Genomic DNA, 13,978 nt, shown 5'->3' with positions numbered 1-13,978 from the left:
ACCCGGGTACGGGCAGGGGCGATCGAGGCGTTGGGTTAAGGGGTGACGGCCTGGGTGACGAAGCCGATTTTTTCCAGGCCGCCGGACTGCGCGGTGGCCATTACTTGCACGACTTTCTCGTAGGGCGTGTCACGCTGGGCACGCAGGTGCAGCTCGGGCACCGGCTGGCGCGCCGCGGCCTCGGCCACCAGCGCCGGCAGCTCGCTGTCACTGATGTCGCGGTCGTCCCAGTGCAGGTGGCCGCTGCTGTCCAGGGCCAGGTCCACGGCCACCGGCGGCTTGTTGTCCTGCTGGGCGGCGGCGTGGGGCAAGTCGATCTTGACGCTGTGCTGGATGGCCGGCACGGTGATGATGAAAATCACCAGCAGCACCAGCATCACGTCCACCAGCGGCGTGGTGTTGATTTCCGGGTTGAAGCTGTCGTCTTCCAGTTCGTCCTGCAGTCCGCCGGCCATCACACGTACTCCGCGCGGGCCCGGGGCATGGCCCGTTGCGGTGACTGGCCCTGGGGCGTGGCGCGGGCGCCGATCACCAGCAGGTCATGCAGCTCGAAGGCGAATTTGCCCAGCTCGCCCAGGGTCTGCTTGTTGGTGCGCACCAGCAGGTTGTAGGCCAGGGTGGCGGGGATGGCCACGGCCAGGCCCAAAGCGGTCATGATCAGCGTTTCACCCACGGGGCCGGCCACCTTGTCGATACTGGCGTCGCCGGTCAGGCCGATCTTCATCAGCGCGTGGTAAATGCCCCACACGGTGCCCAGCAGGCCCACGAAGGGTGCGCTGGAGCCCACGGTGGCGAGAATCGCCATGCCGCCCTGCAAGCGCGCACCCACGCCAAGCGTGGCCTGGCGCAGCGCACGGTTGAGCCAGTCGCTGAAGGCCGGCGGGTTCATGCCGCTGTCCAGCGCCTCGCGGTGCTGGGTGGCGGCGCTGACACCGGCGTGGGTCAGCGCTGCATAGGAAGGCTCGCCGCCCAGCTGGCGCAGGCCGTCGCTGAGGGTCGGCGCGGCCCAGAAGGCGGCCAGCAGGCGCGGGGTGCGCACCCGGGACAGGGCCAGGCGCACCAGTTTGTCGGCGATCACGTACCAGGATGCCAGCGACATGGCCAGCAGCATCAGCGCCACGCCACGGGTGACGGCGTCGGCCTGCCCCCACAGCATGTCCAGCCCTAACGAAGTATTTTGCATGGTGTTGCTCTCCAGGTCATCAAAGGGATAAAACGCGCCCGAGCGCTGTCCTGGCAGGACCGCCAACGGGATGAGATTCAGGGTTGAAAAAGGGTGGCGCGGTCAGCTGTCGAGCTGGAACCGCAGCGGCACGATCACGTACACCGACATGGCCCGGCCGTCCTCGCGGTACGGCTTGAACAGCGCCGCCCGGGCGGCCGCCCTGCCCGCCTCGTCGAGGCTGCCGAAGCCCGAGGAGCGCAGCACATCGATGTGCCCCGGCTTGCCGCTTTCATCCACCAGCACGCGCAGCACCACGGTGCCTTCGTTGCCGTCCTCGCGGTCACGGTCGGGGTATTGCGGCTCGGGGGCGCGCAGGTATTCCACGCCATGGGTGATGGTTTTCGGCGGCGCCGGTGGCGGCACGGCTGCCGCGGCCACGGCAGGTGCGGCGGCGGCAGCGACCGCAGGGGTTGGGGTGGGCGCTGGCGTTGGCGTTGGCTTGGCGGCGGCCACATGCCGTGGTGTCGGCGCCTTGGCCACGGGCTTGGCTAGCGGCTTGGCCACAGGCGTTGGCGGCGGTGGTGGCGGCGTGACCGGCGCGGCGGGCGGCTGTGGCGCAGCGACCGGGGCTGGCGCAGGTTCATTGATCACCGACGCGTAGAGCGTGCGCGGCTGGCTGACCGCCAGCGGCGTGGGCGCCTGACGGGCAAACCAGCTCAGCGCCAGCACGTGCACGGCCACCACCGCGGCCACCTTCACGGCGCGGGCCGGTAGCTTGGTGGGCACCGTGGGTAACGGCAGGGGTGTGCTGATAGCGGTGTGCATCGTCGTGACTCTCCCACCCTGGCGGTGGGCCAGGGACTGCTGTCCATATGCGCTGCGGGGGCCGCCGGGGTGTCTGGCCCGTGGCCCTGCGTTTGTGGGGGCTGATGGTAGGTAGCGCAGATGACAGGTGGGTTACGGGAGGGAGAAGTAATTGGTAATGTTTCGCTTACACATCCCCAGTCACCCGCCCGGGCGGGAAGTACGCAGCAAGCTGCCACGCTTGTGATCCGGCTTGTGATCCGGCTTGTGATCCGGCGCTTGATCTAGATCTTGATCTGGCTTGTGATCTGCTGTTGATCTGGCTTTTGATCTTGATTGTATGCCCCGTAAAGCGCCCGGGCCGACTGGAGGCGTCGATCAACGGGCTGCCCGAAGGGCCGAGGCCGTAGGCCGAAGAGACGGTAACCCGCAGGCTTCTATAGCGGGTGCCGTCTGCCCGTTGAGCGGCGCCGGAAGGAGGGGACCCGTAGCGCAGCGGAGGGCCCAAGCAGGGGCAAGCGTTTTTTGCTTACTTTTTTTGGCGTTTGAAAAAAAGTGAGTCGCCGTAAGGGCGAAACGGTCGGTGGTCGCACCACGAAAATGGATATGTTTGAAATCGCCGAAGCGAGATTCGAAGGCCATAAACATATCCGTTTTTTCGGGTGATGCCACTTCACCTTTCCGCCCTTACGGCGGCTCACTTTTTGTCAAACGCCACAAAAAGTAAGCAAAAAAGGCTTGCCCCTGCTTGGTCCCTACGCTTCGCTGCGGGTCCCCTCCCTCCGGCGTCGCCCAAGCGGCCGACGGCCCGGAATAGAAGCGCCTCCGGTTCCGTCTTCCCCGGCTACGCCGTGGACCGCTTGAGCGCCGCCTCCAGTCGGCCCTGGCGCTTTATGGGGCACACAATCAAGATCAAAGGCCGCACGGGATCAAGGTCAAGGTCAACAGCGGTTCGCGGCGCGACCAATGCTGGTGCTACTTGAATGCACCCAACGTGCTGGGCAAACTGCACTTTTTTGCCTCGGACCCCCACCATGGCCCACCCCAACCAGCCCCTGCAAATAACCCGTTTCCAGCCTACCGACGAACCCGGCGTAATCAACGTTATCCTGCCGATCCAGCAAGCCGAATTCGGCATCCCCATCACCGCCGCCGACCAGCCGGACCTGCGCGCCATCGGCGAGTTCTACCAACAGGGCAACGGTGATTTCTGGGTCGCCAAGGCCGGCGAGGAAGTGGTGGGCACCATCGGCCTGAAAGACATTGGCGAAGGCCGCGCCGCCCTGCGCAAGATGTTCGTCGCGCAAGCCTATCGCGGCGCCGCGTACGGCACCGCCTCACGCCTGCTCACCACGCTACTGGAAGCCGCCCGCGCACGCGGCGTGCAGCAGATCCTGCTGGGCACCACCGCACAGTTCCTCGCCGCGCACCGCTTCTACGAGAAACACGGCTTCCACGAAGTGGCCAAGCACAACCTGCCCGCCTCGTTCCCGCTGATGGCCGTGGACAGCAAGTTCTACGCCCTGACCCTCTGACAGCTACCCGTAGCAGCTGCCGCCAGGCGGCGTCCAGCTGCAACGCGGTGGGCCTGAAAGCACGCGGCGCTTGCGGACGCGGCCTGACGGCCGCTGCTACGGGGGGCGGCGTTGGCAGTTTCTGCCTCGTTACGCGCGCCTCTCGAGCAACCGCCGCCACCAGGAAGTTCGGCGAGTGCCCGCGCTTGCCGGCAGCAGTTGCGGCATGTCGCGCAACCGAACCCAAGGCTCGTCTTGCCAATACAGCACACTCAACGACAATCGCGGCCAAGACATCTGCCCTACCAGCGGTCCGCGCTCGCCAGCGGGAGCCGCGCGCAGCGTAGGCAGTACCACTTGGGTCAGCCACTGCCGCAGCGCACGATTTTCCGGAACGTAGTGATACACCAGCAACGCAAGCGCGCCCGACTCACTGACCATCGCCGTATGATGCAACTCGCCTTGATAACGCAACCACATCATTCGACGTTGGTCGGCATCCAGCTTGACGGCCTGGCGCTCGTCCAGGCCCGTGCCCATCACACGGCCGAGATCCTTCAGGCAAAACCAGGCCTGATCGTCAAATGTAACCGCCTTGAGCAAGCGCCCGTGGCGCAGGAAGGGAATGCTGTCGTAAGGCTGGGTATCGGATGCCGCGAATAGATTTGATCCGTGCATAGGTGAAGCTCCTTTCGTAGAGGAGCTGCCAACCCTTGCGACCAAGCAAGATTGGGTGGCAGCTGTGCACAGGTTGGTCGACCGGGACGAAAGGAACCCGGCAGGCACGAATGCCTCCCGCACACAGCCGCCATAAAGCCACGTGCAGGCAAAATACCGGCATCGGCAATAGCAAGGCTGTTGCACCTTTCGTAAGACGGGCGACCAAACCCGATCGCTGATGTGCAGCGACGGCGCGAGGATACAGCGTGGGTTGGCGACCGGCAAGGCTGCAACGCGGTGTGTCAGGCCGCGCGCGGCGAGAGGGACGCGGCCTAGCGGCCGCTGCTACGGGGGTTTACAGTCAATTGCCGCTGACGATGGCAACGCTGGCGCTGCACCCCAGGCGCGTCGCGCCGGCTTCGATCAGCGCCAGCGCGGTGGCTGCGTCGCGTACACCGCCGGAGGCCTTGACACCCACGCCCGGGCCGACGATACGGCGCATCAGCGCCACGTCGGCCACGGTCGCCCCGGCCTTGCCGAAACCGGTGGAGGTCTTGACGAACGCCACGCCCAGGTCGCGGCAGATTTCGCAGGCGCGGATTTTCTGGATGTCGTCGAGCAGGCAGGTTTCCAGGATCACTTTCAACGGCACGCCGCCACAGGCGTGCAGCACCTGGGCGATGTCCTCGCGCACATGGTCGAACAGGCCTTCCTTGAGCCAGCCGATGTTCAACACCATGTCGATTTCCGTGGCACCGGCGGCGATGGCGCACTCGGCCTCGAAGGCCTTGGCCTGGCTCACGCACGCCCCTAGCGGGAAGCCCACCACGGCGCACACCTTCACGCCGCTGCCGCGCAGCCGTTGCGCCGCGTGGTAGACCTGGGCCGAGTTCACGCACACGGCGTGGAAGCCGTGCAGCCGCGCCTCCTGGCACAGCTGGGTGACCTGGGCGCTGGCGGCGTCGGCCGCCAGCAGGGTGTGGTCGATCATGGCGGCCAGGGCGGCACAGTCCAGCTTGCTCATCACGGGTGCTCCTGCGGGTAATTAGCGTGCCAGCACGAAACTAACACACCCTGGCCCCGCCCATCACCCGTGGGACGCGGCCGCAGGCCGCTGCTACGCTAGATCGGCGACCGCAGAAGGTTGTTCGATGGCGCCATAGCGCCAGCAGCAATGGCGATGGCCCGGGACAAACACACAACCGCTCACGCTGGTCAGCATGATCACGGTCAACAGCACGGCAAGGCGGCGGGTCATGATGGTATTCCTCTGGTTGGGGCAAGCGCCCATGGCGGGCGGTTACTGTTTTGAACGCCGGACGGGGGTGAAATCCGTCGCCGAAAAAAATTTCATTTTCGTGCGACGGATTGCGCCGACCTTGCCGTTAAACCCATCAGCAGCGTTCACCGTCGAACGCGCTTGAAGGAGTTGTCATGAGACTTGCCCGACCTCTGGCCAAACTACGCTATGTCCTGATCATCCCGTTTGCGCTGGCTTCGCTGATGAGCGTGCCGGCCTTCGCCGAACCCGAGATCATCATTCGCCAGGCGCCGCCGCCCCCGCGCGCCGAGATGTTCCCCCGCGAGCGCCCCGGCTACGCCTGGGACCAGGGCCACTGGCGCTGGGCCGGCAACCACTACGAGTGGGTCCCGGGGCACTGGCAACCGATGATGCGCGGCGGCCACTGGATCCCTGGCCACTGGGCGCAGCGCGGCCCGGGCTGGCGCTGGGTGGACGGCCACTGGGCCCGCTGAAGCACTGCCTGGGTGCGGGTAGCGCCCGCGCCCAGGCGTTATTCGAGCTGACGCCCCACCCACTCACCGAGACGCGCGATTGAACGAAACTGACCCGGACGTGGAGTTGCTGGCCCGCATCGGCAACAACGAACCGGCGGCCGTCAACGAGATGGTGTCGCGCAAGCTGCCGCGCCTGCTGGCGTTGGCCAGCCGCCTGCTGGGCGATGCCGACGAAGCCCGCGACGTGGCCCAGGAGAGCTTTCTGCGCATCTGGAAGCAGGCTGCCAGCTGGCGCCCCGGCCAGGCGCGGTTCGACACCTGGCTGCACCGGGTGGCCCTGAACCTGTGCTACGACCACCTGCGCCGCCGCAAGGCCCACGGCCTCGACGACGCGACGCTGGAGCAGTTGGCCGACCCGGCCGGCGCCCCCGAGGACCAGCTGCTGGCCAGCGACCAGCAAGCGCGCATGGCCGCCGCCCTGGCCGCCCTGCCCGACCGCCAGCGCGAGGCCATCGTGCTGCAGTACTACCAGGAACTGTCGAACATCGAGGCAGCGGCGCTGATGGACATCAGCGTCGAGGCATTGGAAAGCCTGCTATCGCGAGCCCGGCGCAACCTGCGCAAGCAACTCGCCGAACCGGTTGGCCCGGGAGGAAAACAGCATGACGCCTGAACGCTTTGAGTACCTGGCCGATGCCTACGGCGCCAACCTGCGCCGCTGGCCCGCCGCCGAACAGCCGGCGGCGCGCGCGCTGCTGGACAGCGGCGATGCCCAGGCCCGCGCCAGCCTGGCCCAGGCGCTGGCGTTGGACACCCTGCTGGACAGCCACCGCCTGCCCGCGCCCCACCCTGCCCTGGCACACCGCATTGTTGCGTCCGCGGCACTGGCGCCGCGGCGTTCACTGTGGCGCGGCCACCAGACCCTGTGGTCGCGGCTGGGGCTGCTGGGCGTGGGCCTGGCCGGTATCGCGGCGGGCATGCTGGCGGTGTCGCTGAGCCTGTCCATGGGCAACGGCGCGGAAGCCTTGCCGAGCATCTTCGACCAAAACGATGCCGATATCGTCTACTCCATCAGTACCGAGGACAGCGAACAATGACTCAAGCCCGTAGCCCACTCAAGCCCTGGCTGGCCGCCTCGCTGGTGCTCAACGTGTTCCTCATCGGCGGCGTGGCCGGCGGCGCCTACCAATGGCTGTCGCACCCGGCGCCCGTGGTCGGCCCGGTGGTGCAGCACGGGCTGCGCCAGGTGATGGTGCAACTGCCGGTGCAGCGCCGCCATGAACTGCGGCGCCTGCTGCGCGAAACTCGCGAGCAGAGCCAGCCGTTGATATTGGCCGGGCGCCAGGCGCGCCAGGACGTGATGCAGCAACTGCGCGCGCCCACCCTCGACCGCGACGCCCTGGTGGCCGACCTGGGCCGCGCCCGCGACGCCGACCTGGCCCTGCGCGCCCGGGTGGAAACCAGCCTGGCCGACTTCGCCGCCACCCTCCCGGCGGACGAGCGCGAACAGCTGGCCAAATCCATGTACCTGCGCGGCCAGGGCAAGGCCAACAGGCCGCAGCCATAAGGCGACGGATTTTCCCGCCGCCGGCGTTAAACCTTGCAAGCCCGCCGAACCGGCGTGGCTATGGCTTACGCAAGGAACCTCCCATGTTCAAGACTTTCAAGGCTGCCATCATCGCCACCCTGGTGGCGGCATCGCTGTCTGGCTGTATCGTCGAACCCGTCCACCCACGCCGCCCGCCACCGCCGGTGGAAGTGGTGCCGGTGATGCCGGCGCCGGGCTACCACTGGGTGCCGGGGCACTACCGTTGGGGCCCGGGCCGTTGGGTGTGGGTGCCGGGGCATTGGCGGTATTGATCGCCACTCCTGACGCCGCCTGCGGCAGCTGCTACGAAACCTGTAGCAGCGGCCGCAGGCCGCGTCACGGCCGCCGCGGCATATCAGGCCGACCGCGCCTGGGCCCGGACGCTGCCTGCGGCAGCTGCTACGGGGGTGTTGGGATCCTTCAGGAGGATGAAGTAGGCCAGCGCCGAGCAGGTCGCCACCACCGCGCTGATCACGAACGCCGACGAGAACGAGCCGCTCTGCTGCACGCTGAAGCCGGTGAGGATCGGTGCGATGGAGCCTGCCAGGTACCCGCCGAAGTTCTGGATGGAACCAAACGACGCCACCCGCTCCGACGGCACGATGGTGTTGACGATCATCCACGCCGTGGCGCTGGAGATGTTGATGAAGAACAGCGCCGCACACAGCAAGGCCACGCACGCCGCCAGGTTGCTGGCGAAGGCGACGATCAGGGTGAACAGCGCCCCGCCCAGCAGGCCGGTGATGATCACCAGCTTGCGGCTGGCCAGCACCTTCATGCCGCGCGCCACCAGGGCGTCGCAGGCCTTGCCCGCCACCACCGTGCCGGCGGCGCCGAACAGGTAGGCCAGCGACACCACCCACGCCGTGCGGTACAGGTCCAGGCCATGGGCCTTCTCGAAGTAGCCGGGCATCCAGGTCAGGTGCAGCCAGATCATGTAGATCACCCCCATGAAGCCCAGGAAGGCGCCCCAGGTGTTGCGGTCGCGCAGCAGCGCCGACCAGCGCAGCTTGGGCGCGGTTTTCGCCACCACAGGCTGTGGCTCGGTACGGCCAGTCTCGGCCATGTACTGCGCCTTGCTCTTGTAGAACGTGAACCAGCACGCCGCCAGCACCAGGCCGATGATGCCAGTCAGCACGAACATGCCGCGCCAGCCCAGGTGCACCATGAACAACGTCAGCAGCGGCGGCGCCAGGCACGGGCCGATGCAGGTGGCCGACCACACCCAGCCGGTGGCGGTGCCGCGCTCCTGGGTATCGAACCACTCCGACAGCGCCTTGGCCGCCGAAGGGAACACCGGCGCCTCGCCGATACCCAGCAGCACGCGCATGCCCAGCAGGTGGCCGAAGCCACTGAACAGGCCGAACGCCGCCTGCGCCAGCGACCACACAATCAGCGAACCGCCCAGCGCCAGCTTGCTGCCCAGGCGGTCGATCAACGCGCCCATGGGCAGTTGTGAGAACGCATAGGCCAGGGAAAACGCCGACAGCAGGAAACCCATCTGCGTGGGGCTGATGGCCAGGTCGTGCTGGATGGAGGTGTTGGCGATGGACAGCGCGCTGCGGTCCAGGTAGTTGACCACGCCGATCATGAACAGAAAAACGATGGTCAGCGTCTTGAAGCTTTTTATTGTTTTCATGACACGCCTCTTTGAGCGGTTGACGCCTGCATGCCGGGGCACGGGCGTCGTTGCACTCTAGTCAGCGTGGTGGGGTTTGCCCAATGACAACATTCCATTGGGCGATAACCTGGGGTTATCGATCGCCTGGTACGGCGTTCAACCCGCTGCCGCCGCCGTCTCGATCAGCTTCGCCACCGCCTCAGGGTGCGAGACCATCACCACGTGGGAGCCGCCCTTCACCACCTCCACCGCCTTGGCCGCCGCGCGCTTGGCCATGAACGCCATGGCCTGGGGCGGGATGTTCTTGTCGTGGTCGCCGTAGATGTACCACGACGGGATGTGCTTCCAGGCGGCCGCGTCGGTCTTCTCGTCAAGCGCGCCTTGGGCCAGCGGGCGCTGGGTGGCGGCCATCAGCGCGGCCTGGGCGGCGGGCACGTCGGCGGCGAACTGGTCGTGGAATTTGCCCTGCTGGATGTACAGGTCCTTGCCACCGTCGGCCAGGCTGACCGGTGGCGCCAGGGTTGGGCCCAGGGTGCTGCCGGGGAATTGGCCCACCAGCTGCGCCACGCTTTCGCCGGCGTCGGGGGCGAAGGCGCTGACGTACACCAGCGCCTTGACGTTGGCCTGCTGGTCGGCGGCGCTGGTGATCACGTTGCCGCCGTAGGAATGGCCCACCAACACCACTGGCGTGTGAATGCTGCTGACCAGGTTGGCCACGGCGGCCGCGTCGCTCTTCACCCCGCGCAGGGGGTTGGCGGCACCCACCACGGGGTAGCCGTCGTGTTCGAGGATCTTCACCACGCCGTTCCAGCTGGAGGCATCGGCGAAGGCGCCATGCACCAGGACGATGGTGGGTTTGGCCGGTTCGGCGAAGGCCGAGAGGCAGACGGAACAGGCCAGTGCTGCGATGACTTTTTTCATGGGTGACTCCGTATTGAAGTGGTTCACAGGTGCCTTGGACGCGGCCTTTGGCCGCTGCTACGGGGTTACCCGTAGCAGCTGCCGAAGGCTGCGTCCTAGGTGTTCACGGGGCGAAACGGGTGAACACCAGGTCGTGGTTCTGCACCTTGGCCTGGTGGCAGGCGTAACAGGTCTGGTGCTGCGCCGCGTCCGCCGGCTGGCCGTTGATGAAGCGGCCGAAACCCCAGCCACCGGTGGCGGCATAGCGTTGCGAATCCTTGACCATCACCTGCACCGTGGTGGCCGCGCCGGGAATGGACGCCGGCTCGAACTCCGGCGACTGCACGTGCTTCCAGGCCAGCTTGACCAGCACCGTGCCGTCGGGGAACGGCTGGCTGCCAGCTTCATAAGCCTTGATGGCGGTGTCGTTGCCCAGTACTGCACGCAATTCGTTCAACGGCGCGGCCTCTTGGGCCGGGGCTACCAACGCCCACTTGCGGTAGCCGTCGGGCAGCGCCACGCCGTAGATCGGCGACAGCGGGCCTGCGGCCAGGGCCGCGCCACTGGCGGCCAGGGCGCAGCCCATCACGATTGACTTGAGTGTCATGACGCCTCCGTGCGCTTACAGGTGGTCGGCGTCGACGATGGCCTGGGCAAACGCCTGGGGTGCCTCTTGCGGCAGGTTGTGGCCAACGCCGCCGCTGATCAGGCGGAAGTCATACTTACCGGTGTAGCGCTTGGCGTAGGCCTCGGCCGGTGGGTGCGGGGCGCCGTTGGCGTCGCCTTCCAGGGTGATGGTGGGCACGCTGATGGTTGGCGAGGCGGCGAGTTTCTGCTCCACGGCGGCGTAGCGTGCCTCGCCCTTCACCAGCCCCAGGCGCCAGCGGTAGTTGAAGATCGACACCGGCACGTGGTCGGGGTTTTGCAGGGCGGCGGCGCTGCGGTCGTAGGTGGCGTCGTCGAAGTTCCACTTCGGCGAGGCCAGCTTCCAGATCAGCTTGGCGAAGTCGTGGGTGTTCTTTTCATAGCCCAGGCGGCCACGCTCGGTGGCGAAGTAGAACTGGTACCACCACTGCAGTTCGGCGGCTGGTGGCAGCGGCGCCTTGCCGGCTTCCTGGCCACCGATCAGGTAGCCGCTCACCGCCACCAGTGCCTTGACGCGCTCGGGCCACAGCGCGGCGACGATGTCGGCGGTGCGCGCGCCCCAGTCGTAACCGCCCAGCACCGCCTGCTTGATGTGCAGGGCGTCCATGAAGTCGATCAGGTCCTGGGCCAGGGCGGCGGGTTCGCCGTTGCGCGGGGTCTTGGCCGAGAGGAAGTGGGTGTCGCCGTAGCCGCGGGCGTAGGGGATCAGCACGCGGTAGCCCTTGTCGGCCAGCGCCGGCGCCACGTCGGCGTAGCTGTGAATGTCGTACGGCCAGCCGTGCAGCAGAATCACCACCGGGCCAGTGGCCGGCCCCACTTCGGCGTAGGCCACGTCCAGCAGCCCGGCCTTCACGTGCTTCAGCGCGCCAAACGAGGTGTGGCTGCCCACGGTGATGGGCGCCACCTGGTTGGCGGCGGTTTCGGCGGCGCTGGCGTTGGCCCAGGCACCCAGTTGCAGCACGGCAGCCAGCACGGAGACAGCGAACGGTTTGGACAGAGTCTTGTACATGGTGGAGCTCCTTGGCGTGGTGTTCTCGATGGCGCTATTTGGCCCGCCACATGTGTTCGCCATGTTTCGCCTGCGGGCGGCAAAAGCCGGGTTATGTATCGGGTCCCGTTCCAGATACAAACAGATACATTAGCCCCTCCCCGGCTTGCTAGACTGGCCACCACTCCCCTGATGCAAGGACGCCGCCATGGACTCCCGCGCCGACCACGTATTGATCGTCGACGACGATCGTGACATCCGCGAGCTGGTGGGCAACTACCTGAAAAAGAACGGTTTTCGCGTGACCCTGGCCGCCGATGGGCGGGCCATGCGCAGCTTCCTGGAAGCCGGCCAGGTGGACCTGATCGTGCTGGATATCATGCTGCCCGGCGACGATGGCCTGGTGCTGTGCCGCGAGCTGCGCGCCGGCAAACACCGCTACATTCCGGTACTGATGCTGACCGCCCGCGACGACGACACCGACCGCATCATCGGCCTGGAAATGGGCGCCGACGACTACCTGGTAAAACCCTTCGTGGCCCGCGAACTGCTGGCGCGCATCAACGCCGTGCTGCGCCGCACGCGCATGCTGCCGCCCAACCTGGTGGTCAGCGAGCAATCACGGCAACTGGCCTTCGGCGTGTGGCGCCTGGACACCACGGCGCGGCACCTGCTGGCCGCCGACGACTCAGTGGTGGCCCTGAGCGGCGCCGAGTACCGCATGCTGCGGGTGTTCCTCGACCACCCGCAGCGGGTGCTGAGCCGCGACCAGCTGCTGAACCTGACCCAGGGCCGCGACGTCGACCTGTTCGACCGCTCCATCGACCTGATGGTCAGCCGCCTGCGCCAGCGCCTGCTGGACGACGCCCGCGACCCCGCCTACATCAAGACCGTGCGCAACGAAGGCTACGTGTTCAGCTTCCCGGTGCAACTGCTCGGGGACGCGCCGTGAAGCACCGGCTGCGCTGGCCGCGCACCCTCGCCTCGCGCCTGTCGCTGATTTTCCTCACCAGCCTGGTGCTGGCCCAGGGCCTGGCCGTGGCGCTGCAGGCGTACGAGCGCTACAGCAGCGCCAAGACCCTGATGCTGGGCAACTTCGAGCGCGACGTCGCCACCTCGGTGGCCATCCTCGACCGCCTGCCAGCGGCGGAACGGCCGGCCTGGCTCAAGCGCCTGGAGCGCCCCAACTACCGCTACCAATTGGACGAAGGCGCCCCCGGCCAGGCCATGGCCAGTGCCAGCGAGCCCACCTCGGTGCAGTCCATGCGCATGACGTTGGCGCCCGACTACGCCCTGAGCTTTCGCGACATCCCCGACAGCCGCCCGCACTACCAGGCGCACCTGCGCCTCAAGGACGGCCAGCCGCTGACCATCGACGTACGCCCCTCGGTCAGCCCGGTGTCGCCGTGGCTGCCAGTCACGCTGGCCGGGCAACTGGCGTTGCTGCTGGCTGCCACCTGGCTGGCGGTGCGCACCGCCATCCGCCCGCTAACGCGGCTGGCCAAGGCAGTGGACAACCTCGACCTCAAGCAGCACCCCGTGCACCTGGACGAACAGGGCCCCACCGAGGTGGCCTACGCCGCCATCGCCTTCAACAGCATGCAGGGGCGCATCGCCGCCTACGTCAAAGAGCGCGTGCAGCTGCTGGCGGCCATCTCCCACGACCTGCAAACCCCCATCACCCGCATGAAACTGCGCGTGGAGTTCATGGACGACAGCCCCGACAAGGACAAGCTGTGGAGCGACCTGGGCGAGATCCAGCACCTGGTCAAGGAAGGCGTGGCCTACGCCCGCAGCACCGAACCGTCCAGCGAAGCCAGCTGCCGCCTGCAACTCACGCCCTTCCTGGAAAGCCTGGTGGGCGACTACCACGACACCGGCAAGGACGTGCAACTGGCGGCGGAAGGCAACCTGGTGCTGGACACCCGCCCCCAGGCGCTACGCCGGCTGCTGACCAACCTGATCGACAACGCCCTGAAATTCGCCGGCGCCGCCCAGGTGCAGGTGCTGACGGAGGGCGGCTGCACCCTGCGCGTGCTGGACCGTGGCCCGGGCATTCCCGAAGAGGCGTTGGCGCAGGTGCTGCAGCCGTTCTACCGGCTGGAAAGTTCGCGCAACCGCGACACGGGTGGGACCGGGTTGGGGTTGGCGATTGCGGTGCAGTTGGCTGAGAGTCTTGGCGGGAGGTTGCGGTTATATAACCGTGAGGGTGGGGGGTTGTGTGCGGAGGTTAGCCTAGGCCCCAACCCTGCCCCGTAGCCGCTGCCGCCAGGCTGCGCTGGTCCCCTGCCTCACTGGAGATTTTCAGGGTTCACGCATGCCAGCGCAGCCTGCGGCAGCGGCTACAAGCGCTTGC

At 67.1% G+C, this 13,978-nt stretch carries 19 protein-coding genes; 9 read left to right on the top strand and 10 right to left on the bottom strand.

Annotated features, from left to right (window positions below; all coding sequences use genetic code 11):
• Positions 1-35 precede the first annotated feature (35 nt).
• From AC0J42_RS10550 to AC0J42_RS10540, 3 genes are all read right to left on the bottom strand, one after another.
• Positions 36-455: an ExbD/TolR family protein gene (locus AC0J42_RS10550; protein WP_416423493.1), complete on the bottom strand. Its 420-nt coding sequence runs from the start codon at positions 453-455 to the stop codon at positions 36-38.
• A complete protein-coding gene (locus AC0J42_RS10545) occupies positions 455-1,183 on the bottom strand; it encodes a MotA/TolQ/ExbB proton channel family protein (RefSeq protein WP_416423492.1) in 729 nt (242 codons plus the stop codon). The genes AC0J42_RS10550 and AC0J42_RS10545 overlap by 1 nt, the downstream gene beginning before the upstream one ends.
• Before the next feature lie 102 nt (positions 1,184-1,285).
• A complete protein-coding gene (locus tag AC0J42_RS10540; RefSeq protein WP_473006082.1) occupies positions 1,286-1,990 on the bottom strand; it encodes an energy transducer TonB in 705 nt (234 codons plus the stop codon).
• Between the two features lie 1,013 nt (positions 1,991-3,003).
• On the opposite strand from AC0J42_RS10540, the gene AC0J42_RS10535 reads away from it, so the two are divergent.
• A complete protein-coding gene (locus AC0J42_RS10535) occupies positions 3,004-3,504 on the top strand; it encodes a GNAT family N-acetyltransferase (protein WP_416423490.1) in 501 nt (166 codons plus the stop codon).
• A gap of 129 nt (positions 3,505-3,633) precedes the next feature.
• Here the strand turns inward: AC0J42_RS10535 and AC0J42_RS10530 are convergent, their stop codons facing one another.
• From AC0J42_RS10530 to AC0J42_RS10520, 3 genes are all read right to left on the bottom strand, one after another.
• Complete coding sequence (locus AC0J42_RS10530) at positions 3,634-4,161, bottom strand: BRO-N domain-containing protein (RefSeq protein ID WP_473006081.1); 528 nt, start codon at positions 4,159-4,161, stop codon at positions 3,634-3,636.
• Positions 4,162-4,504: 343 nt separating this feature from the next.
• Entirely contained in the window at positions 4,505-5,167 is a 663-nt protein-coding gene (gene deoC, locus AC0J42_RS10525; protein ID WP_473006079.1) for a deoxyribose-phosphate aldolase, read from the bottom strand.
• A gap of 93 nt (positions 5,168-5,260) precedes the next feature.
• Positions 5,261-5,401, bottom strand: a complete 141-nt coding sequence (locus AC0J42_RS10520) for a hypothetical protein (RefSeq protein ID WP_473006078.1) — start codon at positions 5,399-5,401, stop codon at positions 5,261-5,263.
• On the opposite strand from AC0J42_RS10520, the gene AC0J42_RS10515 reads away from it, so the two are divergent.
• The 6 genes from AC0J42_RS10515 to AC0J42_RS10490 all read left to right on the top strand — a co-directional run bounded on the left by AC0J42_RS10515 (position 5,400) and on the right by AC0J42_RS10490 (position 7,740).
• Positions 5,400-5,567, top strand: coding sequence for a hypothetical protein (locus tag AC0J42_RS10515; protein WP_473006077.1), 168 nt, complete (start codon positions 5,400-5,402; stop codon positions 5,565-5,567). The genes AC0J42_RS10520 and AC0J42_RS10515 overlap by 2 nt on opposite strands.
• Positions 5,568-5,577: 10 nt before the next feature.
• Positions 5,578-5,898 (top strand): YXWGXW repeat-containing protein, encoded by a 321-nt coding sequence (locus AC0J42_RS10510; protein WP_416423486.1) that lies wholly within the window; start codon positions 5,578-5,580, stop codon positions 5,896-5,898.
• A gap of 79 nt (positions 5,899-5,977) precedes the next feature.
• Positions 5,978-6,553: an RNA polymerase sigma factor gene (locus tag AC0J42_RS10505; RefSeq protein WP_416423485.1), complete on the top strand. Its 576-nt coding sequence runs from the start codon at positions 5,978-5,980 to the stop codon at positions 6,551-6,553.
• On the top strand, positions 6,543-6,977 hold the full coding sequence (locus AC0J42_RS10500) for a hypothetical protein (RefSeq protein WP_416423484.1): 435 nt from the start codon (positions 6,543-6,545) through the stop codon (positions 6,975-6,977). The genes AC0J42_RS10505 and AC0J42_RS10500 overlap by 11 nt, the downstream gene beginning before the upstream one ends.
• Positions 6,974-7,447: a periplasmic heavy metal sensor gene (locus tag AC0J42_RS10495; protein ID WP_416423483.1), complete on the top strand. Its 474-nt coding sequence runs from the start codon at positions 6,974-6,976 to the stop codon at positions 7,445-7,447. Before AC0J42_RS10500 ends, AC0J42_RS10495 begins: the two co-directional genes overlap by 4 nt.
• Positions 7,448-7,530: 83 nt before the next feature.
• On the top strand, positions 7,531-7,740 hold the full coding sequence (locus AC0J42_RS10490) for a YXWGXW repeat-containing protein (RefSeq protein WP_416423482.1): 210 nt from the start codon (positions 7,531-7,533) through the stop codon (positions 7,738-7,740).
• 83 nt (positions 7,741-7,823) lie between these two features.
• Here the strand turns inward: AC0J42_RS10490 and AC0J42_RS10485 are convergent, their stop codons facing one another.
• From AC0J42_RS10485 to AC0J42_RS10470, 4 genes are all read right to left on the bottom strand, one after another.
• The gene (locus AC0J42_RS10485; RefSeq protein WP_473006076.1) at positions 7,824-9,107 is read right to left on the bottom strand and encodes an MFS transporter; all 1,284 of its coding nucleotides are present in this window, start codon (positions 9,105-9,107) and stop codon (positions 7,824-7,826) included.
• Between the two features lie 138 nt (positions 9,108-9,245).
• Positions 9,246-10,010, bottom strand: coding sequence for an alpha/beta fold hydrolase (locus AC0J42_RS10480; protein WP_473006075.1), 765 nt, complete (start codon positions 10,008-10,010; stop codon positions 9,246-9,248).
• A gap of 103 nt (positions 10,011-10,113) precedes the next feature.
• Positions 10,114-10,575: a cytochrome P460 family protein gene (locus AC0J42_RS10475; protein ID WP_473006838.1), complete on the bottom strand. Its 462-nt coding sequence runs from the start codon at positions 10,573-10,575 to the stop codon at positions 10,114-10,116.
• A 36-nt stretch (positions 10,576-10,611) separates the two neighbouring features.
• Positions 10,612-11,643, bottom strand: a complete 1,032-nt coding sequence (locus AC0J42_RS10470; RefSeq protein ID WP_473006074.1) for an alpha/beta fold hydrolase — start codon at positions 11,641-11,643, stop codon at positions 10,612-10,614.
• Positions 11,644-11,830: 187 nt separating this feature from the next.
• Between AC0J42_RS10470 and AC0J42_RS10465 the strand changes: the two genes are divergently transcribed.
• Complete coding sequence (locus AC0J42_RS10465; protein ID WP_416423474.1) at positions 11,831-12,574, top strand: response regulator; 744 nt, start codon at positions 11,831-11,833, stop codon at positions 12,572-12,574.
• Positions 12,571-13,881: a sensor histidine kinase gene (locus AC0J42_RS10460; RefSeq protein ID WP_473006073.1), complete on the top strand. Its 1,311-nt coding sequence runs from the start codon at positions 12,571-12,573 to the stop codon at positions 13,879-13,881. Before AC0J42_RS10465 ends, AC0J42_RS10460 begins: the two co-directional genes overlap by 4 nt.
• Positions 13,882-13,978: the final 97 nt, after the last annotated feature.

The sequence above is a fragment of the Pseudomonas sp. Tav-5-1A genome (genome assembly GCF_055755055.1).
Note: the sequence above shows the minus strand (reverse complement) of the source record. Positions and strands in the feature narration are given on the sequence as shown.

Coding starts and splice junctions, on each gene's coding strand:
- AC0J42_RS10550 (WP_416423493.1), bottom strand. CDS start 455: ATGGCCGGCGGACTGCAGGACGAACTGGAAGACGACAGCTTCAACCCG.
- AC0J42_RS10545 (WP_416423492.1), bottom strand. CDS start 1,183: ATGCAAAATACTTCGTTAGGGCTGGACATGCTGTGGGGGCAGGCCGAC.
- AC0J42_RS10540 (WP_473006082.1), bottom strand. CDS start 1,990: ATGCACACCGCTATCAGCACACCCCTGCCGTTACCCACGGTGCCCACC.
- AC0J42_RS10535 (WP_416423490.1), top strand. CDS start 3,004: ATGGCCCACCCCAACCAGCCCCTGCAAATAACCCGTTTCCAGCCTACC.
- AC0J42_RS10530 (WP_473006081.1), bottom strand. CDS start 4,161: ATGCACGGATCAAATCTATTCGCGGCATCCGATACCCAGCCTTACGAC.
- deoC (WP_473006079.1), bottom strand. CDS start 5,167: ATGAGCAAGCTGGACTGTGCCGCCCTGGCCGCCATGATCGACCACACC.
- AC0J42_RS10515 (WP_473006077.1), top strand. CDS start 5,400: ATGATGGTATTCCTCTGGTTGGGGCAAGCGCCCATGGCGGGCGGTTAC.
- AC0J42_RS10520 (WP_473006078.1), bottom strand. CDS start 5,401: ATGACCCGCCGCCTTGCCGTGCTGTTGACCGTGATCATGCTGACCAGC.
- AC0J42_RS10510 (WP_416423486.1), top strand. CDS start 5,578: ATGAGACTTGCCCGACCTCTGGCCAAACTACGCTATGTCCTGATCATC.
- AC0J42_RS10500 (WP_416423484.1), top strand. CDS start 6,543: ATGACGCCTGAACGCTTTGAGTACCTGGCCGATGCCTACGGCGCCAAC.
- AC0J42_RS10495 (WP_416423483.1), top strand. CDS start 6,974: ATGACTCAAGCCCGTAGCCCACTCAAGCCCTGGCTGGCCGCCTCGCTG.
- AC0J42_RS10490 (WP_416423482.1), top strand. CDS start 7,531: ATGTTCAAGACTTTCAAGGCTGCCATCATCGCCACCCTGGTGGCGGCA.
- AC0J42_RS10485 (WP_473006076.1), bottom strand. CDS start 9,107: ATGAAAACAATAAAAAGCTTCAAGACGCTGACCATCGTTTTTCTGTTC.
- AC0J42_RS10480 (WP_473006075.1), bottom strand. CDS start 10,010: ATGAAAAAAGTCATCGCAGCACTGGCCTGTTCCGTCTGCCTCTCGGCC.
- AC0J42_RS10475 (WP_473006838.1), bottom strand. CDS start 10,575: ATGGGCTGCGCCCTGGCCGCCAGTGGCGCGGCCCTGGCCGCAGGCCCG.
- AC0J42_RS10470 (WP_473006074.1), bottom strand. CDS start 11,643: ATGTACAAGACTCTGTCCAAACCGTTCGCTGTCTCCGTGCTGGCTGCC.
- AC0J42_RS10465 (WP_416423474.1), top strand. CDS start 11,831: ATGGACTCCCGCGCCGACCACGTATTGATCGTCGACGACGATCGTGAC.